This is a genomic window from Streptomyces sp. Edi2, assembly GCF_040253635.1.
In the GTDB taxonomy this organism is placed as follows: domain Bacteria; phylum Actinomycetota; class Actinomycetes; order Streptomycetales; family Streptomycetaceae; genus Streptomyces.
On sequence record NZ_JBEJGX010000003.1, the window covers coordinates 4,875,418 to 4,891,181 of the forward strand.

At 70.7% G+C, this 15,764-nt stretch carries 12 protein-coding genes and 1 tRNA gene; 4 read left to right on the top strand and 9 right to left on the bottom strand.

The features are described from left to right. Positions 1-239: 239 nt before the first annotated feature. The 6 genes from ABR737_RS24975 to ABR737_RS25000 all read right to left on the bottom strand — a co-directional run bounded on the left by ABR737_RS24975 (position 240) and on the right by ABR737_RS25000 (position 8,206). Positions 240-4,271: an nSTAND1 domain-containing NTPase gene (locus tag ABR737_RS24975; RefSeq protein ID WP_350252420.1), complete on the bottom strand. Its 4,032-nt coding sequence runs from the start codon at positions 4,269-4,271 to the stop codon at positions 240-242. A gap of 544 nt (positions 4,272-4,815) precedes the next feature. Next, complete coding sequence (locus tag ABR737_RS24980; RefSeq protein WP_350252422.1) at positions 4,816-5,256, bottom strand: AAA family ATPase; 441 nt, start codon at positions 5,254-5,256, stop codon at positions 4,816-4,818. Beyond that, complete coding sequence (locus ABR737_RS24985) at positions 5,253-5,699, bottom strand: ATP-binding cassette domain-containing protein (RefSeq protein ID WP_350252424.1); 447 nt, start codon at positions 5,697-5,699, stop codon at positions 5,253-5,255. The genes ABR737_RS24980 and ABR737_RS24985 overlap by 4 nt, the downstream gene beginning before the upstream one ends. A gap of 459 nt (positions 5,700-6,158) precedes the next feature. After that, positions 6,159-6,232, bottom strand: a tRNA-Pro gene (locus ABR737_RS24990). A gap of 12 nt (positions 6,233-6,244) precedes the next feature. Next, complete coding sequence (locus ABR737_RS24995; protein WP_350252426.1) at positions 6,245-6,973, bottom strand: integral membrane regulator; 729 nt, start codon at positions 6,971-6,973, stop codon at positions 6,245-6,247. A gap of 306 nt (positions 6,974-7,279) precedes the next feature. Then, a complete protein-coding gene (locus ABR737_RS25000) occupies positions 7,280-8,206 on the bottom strand; it encodes a metallophosphoesterase (protein ID WP_350252427.1) in 927 nt (308 codons plus the stop codon). A gap of 128 nt (positions 8,207-8,334) precedes the next feature. Between ABR737_RS25000 and ABR737_RS25005 the strand changes: the two genes are divergently transcribed. After that, the gene (locus ABR737_RS25005) at positions 8,335-8,799 is read left to right on the top strand and encodes a GatB/YqeY domain-containing protein (RefSeq protein ID WP_350252428.1); all 465 of its coding nucleotides are present in this window, start codon (positions 8,335-8,337) and stop codon (positions 8,797-8,799) included. A 178-nt stretch (positions 8,800-8,977) separates the two neighbouring features. On the opposite strand, the gene ABR737_RS25010 is transcribed toward ABR737_RS25005, so the two are convergent. Then, complete coding sequence (locus ABR737_RS25010; RefSeq protein ID WP_350252430.1) at positions 8,978-11,182, bottom strand: transglycosylase domain-containing protein; 2,205 nt, start codon at positions 11,180-11,182, stop codon at positions 8,978-8,980. Between the two features lie 382 nt (positions 11,183-11,564). Between ABR737_RS25010 and ABR737_RS25015 the strand changes: the two genes are divergently transcribed. Next, on the top strand, positions 11,565-11,906 hold the full coding sequence (locus tag ABR737_RS25015) for a WhiB family transcriptional regulator (protein ID WP_088799104.1): 342 nt from the start codon (positions 11,565-11,567) through the stop codon (positions 11,904-11,906). Between the two features lie 396 nt (positions 11,907-12,302). Here the strand turns inward: ABR737_RS25015 and bagB are convergent, their stop codons facing one another. Together bagB and bagA are read right to left on the bottom strand one after the other, a co-directional pair. Next, complete coding sequence (gene bagB / locus ABR737_RS25020) at positions 12,303-13,742, bottom strand: ATPase BagB (protein WP_350252432.1); 1,440 nt, start codon at positions 13,740-13,742, stop codon at positions 12,303-12,305. Beyond that, the gene (gene bagA / locus ABR737_RS25025) at positions 13,739-14,797 is read right to left on the bottom strand and encodes an ATPase BagA (RefSeq protein ID WP_350252434.1); all 1,059 of its coding nucleotides are present in this window, start codon (positions 14,795-14,797) and stop codon (positions 13,739-13,741) included. Before bagA ends, bagB begins: the two co-directional genes overlap by 4 nt. Before the next feature lie 210 nt (positions 14,798-15,007). Here bagA and sp36 point away from each other — a divergent pair, with 210 nt between their 5' ends. Both sp36 and ABR737_RS25035 read left to right on the top strand, forming a co-directional pair. Beyond that, positions 15,008-15,166: a Sp36 family protein gene (gene sp36 / locus ABR737_RS25030; protein WP_003967454.1), complete on the top strand. Its 159-nt coding sequence runs from the start codon at positions 15,008-15,010 to the stop codon at positions 15,164-15,166. Continuing rightward, positions 15,163-15,627 carry a RidA family protein gene (locus ABR737_RS25035; RefSeq protein ID WP_350252436.1) on the top strand — a complete coding sequence of 155 codons (465 nt, stop codon included), beginning with the start codon at positions 15,163-15,165 and terminating at the stop codon, positions 15,625-15,627. Before sp36 ends, ABR737_RS25035 begins: the two co-directional genes overlap by 4 nt. Positions 15,628-15,764 lie beyond the last annotated feature (137 nt).

A 15,764-nucleotide genomic window follows, 5' to 3' on the forward strand; every position in this document is an offset into this window, starting at 1 on the left:
CATGAAAATGCCCGACCGCTGGCGACGGGGGATGCACCAGCGGTCGGACTGTAGTCAAGATTAACAAGGCTCCTTGCACGGCGGAGCGAATTACCCTGACACAATGCGGGGGTGTGATCGGGATCACGTTCCCCGGTCCGTCGCGGGGGCGGAACGTCAGGGGGCCCAGGGTGGTCCGGAGGCTTCCCGTCCGGCGCCCGGACGAGAGGCCCGGGTGGGCCGTTGGCTGTGATGCCCGGTCACTCGTCGCACGAGGGCGTGTACGAGAGGCGGGGCAGATACTCCTGCCACTTCTGCGGGGTCAGAACGCCCCGGGTGGTTGCGCAGATGCGGCGTATCGCCGCATGGGCGTCCAGATCCCACAGCCGGACCGTATCGGCGCCGCTCGACACTCCGAGGATGTGGCTTCTGGGCCGGAAGGCAAGGAAATTGCCCGTCTTGGCGTGGGGGCTGATGGACTCCCCGATGGGAGTGGCCCTGGAAGGGTGGGTGACGTTCCAGAGCCGGACCATGTCGTCGTTGCCGCCGCTCGCCAGGATGCGGCCGTCCTGGCTGAAGGTCACCGACGCGATCGCTTCGGTGTGGCCGGTGAGGGTGGAGAGATGGGTGGCTTTGCGGGGGTCGGTGACGTTCCAGAGCCGGACGGTATTGTCGTCGCTGCCGCTGGCCAGGGTATGGCCGTCCGGGCTGTAGGCGAGCCTGTTGACGGGCCCCAGGTGTCCCCGGAGAGGCGCCCCGAGCGGGGTGACATGACGAGGGTCGGTCACGTTCCAGAGCCGTATGGTGCCGTCGGCGCTGCCGCTGGCGAGAGTACGGCCGTCCGGGCTGACGACGAGGGAGTTGACGTAGCCCTTGTGGCCGGAGAGCGGCCGGCCGAGTGGATGAAGGCGGGACGGGTCGCTGACGCTCCACAGCTGAATGGTGCGGTCGTCGTAGGCGGTTGCCAGAGTGTGCCCGTCCGGGCTGAAGGCCAGCGAGTCCACGTACCGTGTCCGCAGCATGACGGGCGGCCCGTAGGGGACGGGCCGCTTCGGGTCGGTCACGTTCCACAGCCGCAGCGCGCGACGGCCGGTCCGCACCGCGAGTATGCGGCCGTCGGGGGAGAACACCATCGACCGCGCGTCACCCTCCCCGGGCTTGAACGGTTTGCCCAGCAACGCGGTCCGGTGGGGAGCCTGCACGCTCCACAGCCGGACCCGTTGGTCGTCCGCGGCCGTGGCCAGCACCTGTCCGTCCGGGCGGAACGCCCCGGTGCGGCCGATCATGTCCGTCGCCGGCATCGACCACAGGCGGACCGTGTTGTCGCCGCTCCCGGTGGCGAGGCTTCGACCGTCCGGGCTGAAGCCCACGGCGTACATCTCGTCACGGCTGCCGGCGAGGGGCTGACCGACCTGCGAGGGATATGCCGGATTGCTGACGTTCCACAGGCTCGCCGTCCTGTCCGCGCTGCCGGCGGCGAGCATGGTCCCGTCGGGGCTGAAGGCCACGGACCACACCGGGCCGGTGTGGCCGGTGAGCGGCACGCCGAGCGGTGTGGCGTGACGTGGAGTGGCCGCGTTCCAGAGCCGGATGGTGTCGTCGTCGCTGCCGCTGGCGAGAGTGCGGCCGTCCGGGCTGAAGGCCAGGGAGTGCACCGTGCCCCTGTGGCCGGTCAGCGGCCTGCCGACCGGCCGCGGATGACGCCGGTCGGCCATGTCCCACAGCCTGATCGTGTTGTCGTCGCCACCGGCCGCCAGTGTCCGCCCGTCGGGGCTGAACGCCACGGAGCGTACGGCGGCGGTGTGGCCGGTCAGGACACCGAGCCGCCTCGGCCGGCGCACGTCGCCCACGTCCCACAGGCGGACGGTGTGTTTTTCGTCGGCGGCTGCCAGCGTGCGTCCGTCCGGGCTGAAAGCGAGCAGGAAGAGGGTGCCGTCGTGGCCGGTCAAGGGCGCACCGATCGGGTGCGGGTGACGGGGGTCCCGCACGTCCCAGAGCCGGACCGTGCCGTCGTCCGAAGCGCTGGCCAGGGTGTGTCCGTCCGGGCTGAAGACGGCGGTGCTCACCCAGCTCTTGTGTCCGGTGAGGGGCTTGCCCAGGGGCTTGGGGTGCGTCGGGTCCGCCACGTCCCACAGCCGCACGGTGCGGTCGTAGCTCGCGGTGGCCAGGATCCGTCCGTTCGGGCTGAACGTGGTGAGGTAGACGGCGCCGGTGTGGCCGAGGAGCGGCGTGGCCAGTGGCGCGTTCACGGTCGAGAGCAACCGGTTGTTCGTGCCGTCGTCGTCCGGCCGCAGACGGTGTGCCACCAGGTCGAGCTGAGCGGACAACGACGGATCCGTCAACTGGACGCGGTCGGCCTCGGCGAGCACCTGCGAGAACACGGCGTCGTCCCGCTGCTGCCAGGCGACCCACGCCGAACCGATGGCCACGACCGTCAGGACGGCAAGGGCTGACACCGCACCGCGGCTGATCAGGGCCGTGCGCTTGCGCAGCTTGACCGAAGCGGCCAGGAATTCCACCGCGCTCCGGGTCAGAAAGGTGTCACCGGCGGACTGCGCCCAGGTGCGGGCCTGTTCCAGACGCGAACCCCGGTAGAGCAGCGAGGTGTCACGATGGGCGCCCTCCCAGGCCCTGCTGTCCTCCTCCAGCCGCTGGCGCAGCAGGTTGCCTGTCCGGTCCTCGTCGATCCAGTCGCGCAGGCGCGGCCAGGCGTGGAGCAGCGCTTCATGGGTGATCTCCACGGCCTCCGCGTCGAGCGTCACCAGCCGGGCGTGCACCAGCGCTTCCAGCGACTCCTCCGTCTTGTGGGGGTCCGCCGACTCGTCCGCCAGCTGGCGCCGGATCCCCCGCCTACGGGTGGCCTGGGTGTCCTCGCCCAGGCGGACCAGCCGGAGCAGGAGCAGCCGCGCGGCCGTGCGTGCCGTCGGGTCGAGACCGGACCAGGCCCGCTCGGCGGTGGCCGCCACCGCTCCCTGGATGCCGCCCGCCGCGCGGTAGCCGGCCAGGGTCAGCCGTCCCGCCTTCCGCCGCTGCCAGGTCGCGAGCAGGGCGTGGGAGAGGAGGGGCAGCACCCCCGCGTCGTGCGTGCCGCCGGTGCCGTCGGCGCTCACCTCCCGGACGATCAGCTCCGCCAGTCCCGGTTCGAGTTCCAGGCCCACGGCCTTGGCCGGTCCGGTCACCGCTTCGCGCAGCTCCGCGGTGGTCAGCGGCCCGAGCACCATGTGCCGGTGCTGCAGCGCGTCGGCCAGTGCGGGGTACCCGAGGCACCGGTCGTAGAAGTCGGCGCGTACGCCGAGGATGACGCGTACGGGGGCCGGGGCATCCGGATCGCCGTGTGTGCAGGCGGCGTGGAGGAGCTGGAGGAAGGTGCGCCGGTCCGCTTCGTCGGAGCAGAGGGTGAACGCCTCCTCGAACTGGTCCACGATGACGACCGGACGCGCGGTGGCGGACGTCTCGCGCCCCGCCCAGGCCCTGACGGCCTCCCGTACCGCGTGCGCGAAGTGCACCGTGCCGGGCTCCTGCGCCGATTCTTCCGCGGCGGAGAGCACGGGTGCCAGCTCGGGTATCCGGGAGGTCAGCTCCGCGAGCGGATCGCCTCCCGGCACCAGCTGCAGGACCGTCCCCTCCCGGCTCTTCTCATCCTGGCTCTTCCCGTCGCCCGGGGCGCCGTTCTGCACCGTGCCGTTCTGCAGTGCGCCGTTCTGCAACGCGGGCACCAGCCCGGCGTTCAGCAGGGAGGACTTTCCGGCCCCCGAGGCGCCCACGAGCATGACCAGGCCCCCCGTCTTCTCCGCTGCGCGGAGCTGGGCGACGAGGGCGTCCGTGCACCGCTCCCGGCCGAAGAACCACCGGGCGTCCTGCTGACGATACGAAGCCAGCCCCCGGTAGGGGCACACACCGGGGACGGGTCCGGCCGGGGCCTCGGCCGCGGGGCGCCCCTCCTCTTCCTCGGCCGCCGACGCACGGTCGCCGACCGCGCGCTCCCACAGACGCTGCCACTCGACCGGGTCGTACAGGCCCGTGGACACCGCCGTGGGCCGCTGGCGTCGTGCCTGGGGTATCAGGATGTGCAGCACCGCGGCGAGCGCGGCGAACTGCGCGGGTACGTTCTTGGCCCGCCGCCAGTCGCTGATCCGCTGCACGGACACCCGCACGGGCCGCCCTCGTTCGTCGACCCGCTGGAGCCGGACGACCGCCTCGGCCACCTTCTTGAGCGGAGGGTTGCCGGCCTCCTTGTACAGCAGCGCGAGACGTTCCGCGAAGGCGGTGCGTGCCCCTGCGTCGGAACTCACAGCCTCCCCCCTTCCTTCCCCCGCCTCTGGACATCCGGACCGGAAAACTCACCTTAGCGGCCTGACCTGCGGCGAAGCCTGCGGCCCGATACCGGAACCTCCTCAGCGGGGAACCTCACCTGGCAGGATCACTTCCCAGCGGCGCACCAAGGGGGCCCTACCCCGGCAAGCCACCGACACCGCCTTGGAGAGGGACTTCTTGATGCCTGTTACCGGTGACCAACTGCCGGACTCACGAGCCATGTGACGGTCCCGGCTCATGAGTCCGGGGAATCCGTGGAGCCGGTCCCTCCGGACCGCTCGCACGGTGACCTCGGGACCCGGCACCCCCCACGCTCCGCGCCACCCGGCGCGGACCGCCCCCACCTGCGCCATTCGGCACCGGTCCCCACGAGGGGAGGGACCGGTGACGAATGGCGCGGTGCCGTTTCGGGGCGCGGCCCGGCCCGCTTCCTCAGCAGGCCGTCAGCAGGCCGTCAGTAGGCCGTTTTGGCCATGCGCTTCTGCTCGCGCTCCGAAAGCCGGCTGCCGGACTCACGGCTTGTCATCCGGCGCAGCAGACGCGGCGCCAGCAGAAAGCCCATGCTATCGGGCTGTTGAACTGCTGGTGCAGCTCCCAGAGGGTCTGCGACGGGTCTGCGGTCTGCAGCCGTTGCGCCACTCCGTCCTTGTCCGTCCACCGGACCTCGGACCGTGCCCTGGCCGCCGAGGCGAGTTCGTCGAGCGTGCCGACCGCGGTGACTCGGCCGGTCTGCAGGATGCCGATGCGGTCCGCGAGCTGCTGGGCCTCGGTCATATCGTGCGTGGTGAGCACGATGGTCATGCCGCGTTCGGCGCGCAGTTCCGTGATCAGCTCGTGGAAGTCGCGGCGCGCCTCGGGGTCGAAGCCCGTCGTCGGCTCGTCCAGGAACACCAACTCGGGGCGGCCGATGATGCCCATGGCGACGTCGAGCCGCCGGCGCTGGCCACCGGAGAGCGTGCTCAAGGTCTGAGAGGCCTGCGCCGTGAGACCCACCGCTCCATCAGCTCTGCCGCATCGAAGGGGTCGGCGTAATGCCGGGCGAAGTGGTCGAGCATGTCCCCGACCTGCCAGCGGCCGTGGTCCCGACTGGACTGGAGCACGATGCCGATCCGTGCCCGCCAGGCAGGGACATCCCGCTCGGGGTCCGTCCCGAGCACCTCGACGGAGCCTTGGGAACGGCGTCGGTAGCCCTCGAGGATCTCGATCGTGGTGCTCTTCCCGGCCCCGTTGGGGCCGAGTAACGCGAAGAGCTCGCCCCGGCGGACCTCAAGGTCCAGCCCGTCGAGAACGTCCCGCTGTCCGTACCGCATCCGCAGTCCGGTGGTGCGTATCGCGAGGTCGTACGTCGTGCCCTCGGTCATCGGAACGGCGTCCGAGGCCGCCGCTATGTCCTGTCCCCCGGTCACCGGTCTGCCCTCGGTTGCGTTCCCTTGCCTAACTCGTAGAACACGGGCGTCTCCCCCCTCTTTTTTGTTGTGGTCCGCCGTGCCGGCACGGCGGACCCTGTGATGTCCCCAGATCTTCCCCCGGGGAGCGTTCAGGTTCCTTGCCGATTCCGGGAGTTGGGACCCGAGGGTTACGGCCGTGCCGGGTATCTCCGGTTCGGCGCAGACCAGAGCGGGGCCGGGGGCGGAGCTGAAGCCGGGGCCGGCCGGCTCGTTCCGGTCCGGGGCCGGGGCCGGGGCCGGGGGCATGGGCGTGGCGGCAGGCCGCCCAAGTGCCGTTCGGCCAGGAGAAGCGCTCCTGGGGGCGGCGGCTGTAGACCGCGTGAGCTACGCCACAGCGTGGTCACGCAGTTGGTCACCCACAACGCAGGAGAGCCACCTACCAAAGCTGGTAGGTGGCTCTTACCTGTGTTCCTTCAGTCGGGGTGGCGGGATTTGAACCCACGACCTCTTCGTCCCGAACGAAGCGCGCTGCCAAGCTGCGCTACACCCCGAAGCAACGAGCTCTACTTTAGCGGACTGATCCCCGTGTGCGAAATCCGGTTGTTGTGGAGCCGGGGAGCGGGCCTGACCTGGTCGATCCCGATGGTGATCAAGGGGAGGGCGCAGATGGCCACGCCGAGGGTGAGGGCAGAGGTGACGGTGGGGGAGGGGGCGCCGGTGGTGGCGGGGAGGGCAACGGCGAAGGCGAGGTAGAGCAGGGGGTAGGCCGGCCACTGCCAGGCGTAGGAGGGGCGGAACCCGCGGGGGGCGGTGAGCAGGAGCCAGTCGGCGAGGGTGGCGAGCGGGGTGACGGCGTAGAGGAGCTGAGGGGAGAGGGCTTGGGCGACGCCGGGGGCGCCGGCGGCCGGCAAGGTGAAAGCGGTGGTGTCGGCGGCCGGGAGGACGTAGTGGAGGAGGGCGGGGAGGGAGAGGAAGGGGACGAGCGCGCCGGCGATGCGGGGGCTTACGGGGCGGCGACCGGTCCAGGCGCGGTGCGCGGCGCAGGCGGAGACCAGCGCTGCGGCGAGGTTGGCCTGCACGGTGAAGCGGGTGAGGAGCTGGGCAGGGTCGGCGGCGCCGAGGGCCGCCAGGACGAGACCCGTCAGGGCCGCCGCGGTGATGAGGAGGCGGAAGGCGGCTGCCAGGGGGTGGCGGCTGGTGGGGGCGACGGCTGCTGCCGGGGTGCGGGCGGCGGCACCGGCCGGGCCGGTGGCGTGGCGCGTGGACTGCGAGGTCCGGGTGGGGTCGGACATCCCTCCACGGTAGAGGGATGATCAACGGGTGCGGGAGACCCCGGCGGGCAAAACGCCCATTCGGATAGTCGGCAGCGGGTCCGGACGGCCCCGGGCAAGACAGAGGCCGGGCAAGGCGGCCGCACGGTAAGGGGACCGCTCGCCGGTAAGAGACGGCCGCCCGTCTGTCAGGACCACGGCCCCGGCCCCGCCCCCGGCCCGGGAACCTGTCCGGGGTCCCGTACCACCTCACCCCACCCCGTAAGGGTCAGCCCCGCGCCATCCGGGTCAGCCCCACCCGGTCCAGCCCCCGGCCCGGTGTCCGGGTCAGTCCCGCGCCGTAAGGGTCAGCAGGGTCGCCTCCGGGGGGCAGGCGAAGCGGACCGGGGTGTAGCGGTTGGTGCCGCAGCCGGCGGAGACGTGGAGGTAGGAGGTGTGGCCCGCGGCGGTGTGGGTGGACAGGCCCTTCACGCGGTCGGTGTCGATGTCGCAGTTGGTGACCAGGGCACCGTAGAAGGGGATGCACAGCTGGCCGCCGTGGGTGTGGCCGGCCAGGATCAGCGGATAGCCGTCGGCGGTGAAGGCGTCCAGGGAGCGCAGGTAGGGCGCGTGGACGACGGCCAGCGAGAGGTCGGCGCCGGATTCCGGGCCGCCGGCGACCTCTGCGTAGCGGTCACGCTTGATGTGCGGGTCGTCCAGACCGGTCAGGGCGATCTCGATGCCCTCCAGCTTGAGGCGGCCGCGGGAATTGGACAGGCCGACCCAGCCGGCCGCGTCGAAGGCGTCGCGCAGCTCTTCCCACGGGTTGTGGACGACGCCCACGGCGGGTGCATTGCCGTTGAGGCCGTGCCGGCCCTGGGTCCGCTCGATGAGGTAGCGGGCGGGGTTGCGCAGCTTGGGGCCGTAGTAGTCGTTGGAGCCGAAGACGTAGGCGCCGGGGAATTCCATCAGCGGGCCGAGCGCGTCCAGCGCCTCGGGGACTCCCTCGGTGTCGGAGAGGTTGTCGCCGGTGTTGATGACGAAGTCGGGGCGCAGCCCGGCGAGCGACTGCAGCCAGCGCTGCTTCTTGCGCTGTCCGCTGACCATGTGGATGTCGGAGACCTGCAGGACGCGCAACGGCCGCATGCCGCGGGGCAGTACGGGCACGGTGACGCGCCGGAGGCGGAAGGAGCGGACTTCGAAGCCCGCGGCGTAGGCCAGGCCGGCCGCGCCGGCTGCGGTCAGGGTCAGGGGTACTCCGTATCGCGCGCGCATGGTCCCCATCGTCGCAGAGTGCGGGGGGTAAGTGCAGCGGGCGGGAGCCGCCCCGCCGGGAGGCGGGCGCGGTGGGCCGGGAGGGAAAGGCGCGGTGGTTGTCGGCGGGTGGGGGCATACTCAACGGCATGACCACGCTCAAGTCCAAGCTGCAGGACGACCTCACCACCGCGATCAAGGCGCGCGACGAACTGCGTTCCTCCACCCTCCGTCTCACGCTGACCGCGATCCAGAAGGAGGAGGTCGCGGGCACCGAGGCGCGCGAGCTGTCCGACGGCGAGGTCGAGAAGATCATCGCGCGGGAGGCGAAGAAGCGCCGGGAGGCCGCGGACGCCTTCGAGAAGGGCGGCCGGGGCGATTCGGCCGAGCGGGAGCGCGCCGAGGGCGAGGTGCTCGCCGACTACCTGCCCAAGCAGCTGACCGACGAGGAGCTGGAGCAGCTGGTCGCGGCGGCCGTGGCGGAGGCCAAGGGCGCCGGTGCCGAGGGGCCGCGGGCGATGGGCGCCGTCATGAAGATCGTCAACCCGCAGGTGGCGGGCCGCGCCGAGGGCGGCCGGGTGGCCGCGGTGGTGAAGAAGCTGCTCGCCGGCTGAGCGGCCGGACGGAGCTTTTCAGGGAAAGAGGAGGGGCGCCCCCACACCATGGGGGCGCCCCTCCTCTTTCGTCATACGGGTCGGCGACTTTCGCCGTACGGGCCGGCATCCGCCGCCGTACGGGCCAATCGGCCCTTCACCGGCCGCCGTTCACCAGCGGCCCTTCACCGGCGCCCGTTCACCAGCCGCCGTTGCCGCCGCCCAGGATGTCGGGGAAGCCGGGGATGTGCCAGCCGCCGCCCGGCTTGTTGCCGCCGTGGCCGCCCCGGCCGGGCTTGTGCTTGCCGCGGCCCTTGTCGCCCTCGTCGCCCTGGGGCTTGTCCTTCGGGGGATCGTCGATCGCGACGGTGGGCAGGGTGGGCGCGGGCCGGTCGGCCAGCGCGCCGGACATGGCGTCGCGCCAGATGGGGCCGGGGGTGTCGGCGCCGTAGACCTTGTCGTGGGGCACGCCGCCGATGGTGATGTCGTACATCTTGCGCTTGTGCTGCGGGTCGCCGACCCAGACCGCGCCGGCCGCGTTGGGCGTGTAGCCGACGAACCAGGCGGCGTAGCGGCTGTCGGTGGTGCCGGTCTTGCCGGCGCTGTCGCGGCCCTTGAGCCCGGCCTCCTTGCCGGTGCCGTCCTCGACCACGCCCTTGAGCAGCGTGTTGATCGTGTCCGCGGTCTTCTTCGACATGGCGGTGCGGCAGCTGGTCTGCGGGACCTTCAGCGCCCGGCCGCGCGCGTCGGTGATCGACTCGATGGCCACCGGTGAGCAGTACCGGCCACCGCCGGCGAACGCCGCGTAGCCGGCCGCCATGGTGAGCGGCGACATCTCCTGGGTGCCGAGTGTCATCGACGGGACCTGCTGCAGCGGCTTGCCGTCCGCCCGCTCGATGCCCATCTTCTGCGCCATACCGACCACAGGGCAGACGCCGATGTCGCTGATCAGCTGCACGAAGTAGGTGTTGACCGACTTCGCGGTCGCCTCCTTCATGGCGTACGGGCCGACCTCTTCCTTGTTCTCGTTCTCGACGTTCTCGGAGCCGCTGCCCCGCCATTCGCCGTCACAGGTCTGGACGGGGCTGGGGTACGGCATCCGGTACGGCGACGGGTACTCCTGCTCCGGATTCGTCCCCTGCTCCAGCGCGGCCGCCGCGACCACCGGCTTGAAGGTCGACCCGGGCAGATAACCGGCGCCCCCGCCCATGTCGTGGTTGACCGAGAGGTTGATCACGGTCTGGTTCTCACCGAAGCCGTACGGGCGCGACTGGCCCATGCCGAGGATCTTGCCGGTGCCCGGTTCGACGATGGTGGCGGCCGAGGCGACCGGGTCGTCCTCGTAGACATGGTCCTTGAGTGACGCCTGCACCGACTTCTGGGTCTGCGGGTCGAGGGTGGTGCGGATGGTCATGCCGCCCTCGTTCCAGCGCTGCAGACGGACCTTCCGGCTCTTGCCGAACGACTTGTCGCGGAGGAAGACCGTGCGGATGTAGTCGCAGAAGAAGCCGGCGCCATGGGTGGCTGTGATGCAGCCGTTCTTGGGGCGGCTGACCGCCAGCTTGATCGGCTTCTTGGCGGCCGCGTCGGCCTCCGCCTGGGTGACGTCCTTCATATCGGCCATCCGCTGCAGCACGGTGTTGCGCCGCCGGGTGGCCTCCTGCGGGTCATTGACCGGGTCATAGCGGCTGGGCGACTGGACGATGCCCGCCAGCAGCGCCGATTCCCCGAGATCCAGGTCCTTTGCGTGCTTGCTGAAGTAGCGCTGGGCGGCCGCCTCGATGCCGTAGGCCTGCTGCCCGAAGAACGTGATGTTGAGGTAGTTCTGCAGGATCTTGCGCTTGCCGAGCTCTTTCTCGACCTGGATCGCGTACTTGAGCTCCTTGACCTTCCGGCCGAGGGTCTGCTGGGTGGCCTGCGCGACCTTGTCCGGGTTGTCGCCCGCTTCCTCGATGAAGACGTTCTTCACATACTGCTGGGTCAGCGTCGAGGCGCCCTGGGAGACGGCGCCGGACTGGGCGTTCTTGTTGAGCGCCCGCAGGATGCCCTTCACGTCCACGGCACCGTGCTGGTAGAAGCGCGCGTCCTCGATCGCGACGATCGCCTTCTGGATGTACGGCGACATGTCCTTGAGGCCGACGACCGTACGGTCACGGGAGTAGACCTTGGCGATCTCGCCGCCCTTGGCGTCCAGAATCCGGGTCCGCTGGCTGAGCGGCGGCGTCTTGAGGTTCGCCGGGATGTCGTCGAAGCCCTCGACCGATCCCTTGGCGGTCAGGCCCAGCGCCCCGGCCGCCGGGAGCGCGAGCCCGGCGAGCACCGCTCCGGCCAGGACGCTGACACCGAGGAACTTGGCGGCCTGCTGAGTCTTGGGCAGACCCCTGCCATCGCGCTTCTTAGGCATGAGGGCACCCTACGTTCTCAATCGCCGGACAGGGGCGCACCTGTTCGTTTAGCCTGGTGTCAGCTACCACAGCTGAACGGTTACGCATCGGTTCGTCAACCCCCTCCTCCCGCGGGCCGCGCCCCCACGTGCCCCTGTGTGTCGAGAGAAACCCCGTGTCAGGACGGTGAACTGTCCCGTCTTGTGCGCAACGTGACGTATGCCGTTCGGTCACTCCGTTGGGTGATCTGCCGCGTACGCATAGTCCGTTCGGGCCATTCAAGATTGGGCCCGAAGGGGGTGTTGCGCCCTGCCTGCCTTCCGTAACGTCCTCAACTGGCAACGGTGAATATGCCGATTGCCGCCGTGGGGGAGCCTCGATTCGGGAGAGGACGGCGCCAGCATGAGCTGGGTAACCGACTGGAGTGCACAGGCAGCCTGCCGCACTACCGATCCGGATGAACTGTTCGTACAAGGGGCGGCGCAGAACCGCGCCAAGGCAGTGTGCACCGGGTGTCCGGTACGCACGGAATGCCTGGCCGATGCCCTGGACAACCGGGTGGAGTTCGGCGTGTGGGGCGGGATGACCGAGCGCGAGCGGAGGGCGCTGCTGCGTCGCCGCCCGACGGTGACGTCATGGCGTCGGCTGTTGGAGACAGCGCGCACGGAGTACGAGCGCAGCACGGGCATTCTGCCGTTGGACTGCGAGGACGAGATCTTCGACGAGTTCGCTGCGGTCGGGTAGGCGGGCAACTGCGGGCTGGGGCCCGTAGCCCGCAGACTGCGGCCGGGAGATTTGGCCGAGAAGTTTTGGCTGGTGGCGCGTTCTGAGTGCTGTGTAGTGACGTGCCATCAGTGTTGTTACGGCGCCTGGTAGTTAGCCGCTCAAGGAGTTGCGTGCTCCGTGAGTGGGGCGTCCGGTAGGTGGGCTGCCAGGTATGAGGTGCCCAGGGTGCCCAGGGCGTGCGCGGGTGGTGCGGTGTGACACTTGGCTGTGTGTGACATGCGCCTGCGGGCGGACGTGCCGGTGCGCGTGTGCCTACCTGTTGTGCGCGCTGGCGAGAGGCGTTTCGTGCGGGGTGTCGGGCGCTGTGGGTGAGTGGCGCTGTGGGTGAGTGGTTGAGTCGGCCGTGCGTACGGCTCAACTGTTGTGGTCCGTGGAGCCTTCGGTGTCCGTGGGGTTCAGCGTCAGGCGGTCGCCGATGGCGCGCAGCCCTGCGAGGTCATGAACATCGCCGGGCAGCGCGGCGACCTCGGTCACCGGAACCTCGGGATGCAGCGCGGTGAAGCGGTCCCGCGTGCGACGTTCGCGCGCGAGGACCTGCATACGTTCCGCGTGCAGCCGTAGCAGCCGGGCGGCCAGTTGCGCCGCCGGGACCGACGTGGGTGCCACCTGATCCGCCGCGGCAGCGGGGGAGAGGCTGCCGGCGGTACGTGATCCAGCCTTCCCGCCGTCGAGATCCACAATGCCGGTGGTTTCAAGATTATTTTCTGCGCGGCCGGGAGCCGGGCCGGCCGTGGCGGTGTCCGACGGCGTTTCCGCGTCCGTGCCCGACATCGCGTCCGGGGCCGCTTCCGAAGCCGTTTCCGGCGTCGTGTCCGCGTGGGTGTCCTCCGCCATGCGGTCGGTCAGGGCCTCCGCGGCGGCCAGGGCGCGCTCTGCGCTCAGTTGGGCGGCGCCGCTGCCGTGCACCCGGTTCAGCACGAGGCCGGCCAGCGGCATCTGCTCGGCGGCCAGCCGCTCGACGAAGTACGCCGCCTCGCGCAGCGCGTCCCGCTCCGGCGCGGCCACCACGAGGAACGCCGTGCCGGGCGCCTGCAGCAGGCGGTAGGTGGCGTCCGCGCGGGTGCGGAAGCCGCCGAACATGGTGTCCATGGCGGCCACGAAGGTCTGCACATCGCGCAGCAGTTGGCCGCCCATGAGCTTGCTGAGGGTGCCGGTCATCATCGACATGCCGACGTTGAGGAACTTCATGCCGGCCCGGCCGCCGACCTTCGCCGGCGCCATCAGCACCCGGATGAACTTGCCGTCCAGGAAGGAGCCGAGACGCTTGGGCGCGTCCAGGAAGTCCAGTGCGGAGCGGCTCGGCGGGGTGTCGACGATGATCAGGTCCCACTCGTCGTTCGCGCGGAGCTGGCCGAGCTTCTCCATGGCCATGTACTCCTGCGTGCCCGCGAAGCCGGCCGACAGGGACTGGTAGAAGGGGTTCTCCAGGATGGCGCGGGCCCGGTCGGCATCCGCATGGCCCTCGACGATCTCGTCGAAGGTGCGCTTCATGTCCAGCATCATCGCGTGCAGTTCGCCGCCCGCGCTCTCGTCGACGTCCTTGACCTGGCGCGGGACGTTGTCGAGCTCGGAGATGCCCATGGACTGGGCCAGCCGTCTGGCCGGGTCGATGGTCAGCACGACGACCCTGCGGCCGCGCTCGGCGGCGCGTACGCCCAGGGCCGCGGCGGTCGTGGTCTTGCCGACGCCGCCGGAGCCGCAGCACACCACGATCCGGGTGTGCGGGTCGTCGATCAGCGCATCGACCTCGAGCCGCGGGGCCGAGGCATCCAGCGTCGTGGTGTCCGAGGTCATATGGGCCCCTGTTTCCGCAGGTCTCTCGCCAGGCGGTAGAGCCCGGCGAGGTCCACTCCCTCGGGGAGCAGCTCCAACTCGTAGGTGGGCAGGCCGATTGCGGTCAGTTCGGCGTGTTCGGCGCGCTCCAGCTCGACCCGCTCGGCGTGTTCGCGCGCCTGCTCCAGCAGGGGGTCGATCAGCCGGTCCGCCAGGCCGCCGCGGCGGGCGCCGCCCAGACCGGCCTCGGAGAGCGCCTTGGCGACGCCCGTACGGGCCCCGCGGGCGGCGCTGTCGAGGGCGCCGTTGTCCAGCAGCGCCGGGCGGGTCATGTTGATGACGACGCCGCCCACGGGGATGCCGGCGGCACGCAGCTCGGCGACGCCGTCCGCGGTCTCCTGGACCGGCATCTCCTCCAGGAGCGTCACCAGATGCACCGCGGTCTCGGGCGACTTCAGGACCCGCATCACGGCCTGTGCCTGATTGTGGATCGGGCCGATCTTCGCGAGTCCCGCGACCTCGTCGTTGACGTTCAGGAAGCGGGTGATCCGGCCGGTCGGCGGGGCGTCCATCACGACCGCGTCGTAGACGAACTTGCCGCTCTTGTCCTTGCGGCGCACCGCTTCGCACGCCTTGCCGGTCAGCAGGACGTCCCGCAGGCCCGGCGCGATGGTCGTGGCGAAGTCGATCGCGCCGAGTTTCTTCAGCGCCCGGCCCGCGCTGCCGAGCTTGTAGAACATCTGGAGGTAGTCCAGAAGGGCGCGTTCGGCGTCGATGGCAAGGGCGTGGACCTCCCCGCCCGACCGTCTTCCGCCGCCGCCCCGGGAGGGCTCTCCCGCAGGCTCCGTCCGGGGGGAGCCCCACGGCGACGCACCGTCCGATGCCGGACCCACCGCGATCTTGCGTTCCTCGTAAGGAAGCGCTTCTGTTTCGAACAACTGGGCAATGCCCTGCCGGCCCTCGACCTCGACCAGGAGGGTTCGCCGTCCCTCGGTGGCCAGGGCGAGGGCGAGGGCAGCGGCGACCGTGGTCTTGCCGGTACCGCCCTTGCCGCTGACGACATGGAGCCTGCTCACGCAAAGGAGCCTAACCAGTCCGCGTCCCGGCTACGCACGGGATACACCTGGGAAGCCCCGGAGAATCTTCCCGCGGCTTCTCCGGGAAGGGTCCGGGATGCTCCGTAGGGGCCGGGCGGCCGCGCCGCCGGAACGCCGCACGGGAGGGGTGCGGGCGGCCCGCGGCGGACGGCGTCCACCGCGTTCGTGGACAGGTATTACGCTCGCCCCATGACCAAGTGGGAATACGCGACCGTGCCGCTCCTCGTGCACGCAACGAAGCAGATTCTGGACACCTGGGGCGAGGACGGCTGGGAGCTCGTCCAGGTCGTGCCCGGCCCGAACAACCCCGAGCAGCTGGTGGCATACCTGAAGCGGGAGAAGGCGTGAGCGCGGCGGAGGACAAGATCGCGGCGCTCGGGTTCAAGCTGCCGCAGGTCGTGCCGCCGCTGGCCACCTACCAGCCCGCGGTGCGCTCCGGCGCCTATGTGTACACCTCGGGCCAGCTGCCGATGGTGGACGGCGCGCTGCCGCTCACCGGCAAGGTCGGTGCCGAGGTCAGCGCCGAGCAGGCCAAGGAACTCGCCGCGACCTGCGCACTCAACGCGCTGGCCGCCGTGAAGTCCGTCATCGGCGACCTCGACAAGATCCAGCGGGTCGTGAAGGTCGTCGGTTTTGTGGCCTCCGCGCCGGACTTCACCGGCCAGCCGGGTGTCCTCAACGGCGCCAGCGAGCTGCTGGGCGAGATCCTCGGCGACAAGGGCGTGCACGCCCGGTCCGCGGTGGGTGTGGCGGTGCTCCCACTGGACGCCCCGGTCGAGGTCGAGATCCAGGTCGAGATCGCCGAGTAGACACCCTGTAACGGCGCCGGGAAGACATCCCGTAGGGCGCCGGCCAAGACCCGTACGGGCGCCGGGCAGGACCCGTAAGGGCTCTGAGCCCGAGGCGTGCGCCGTGTGCCGGAGGGCCCCTCGTCAGCAGGGGCCCT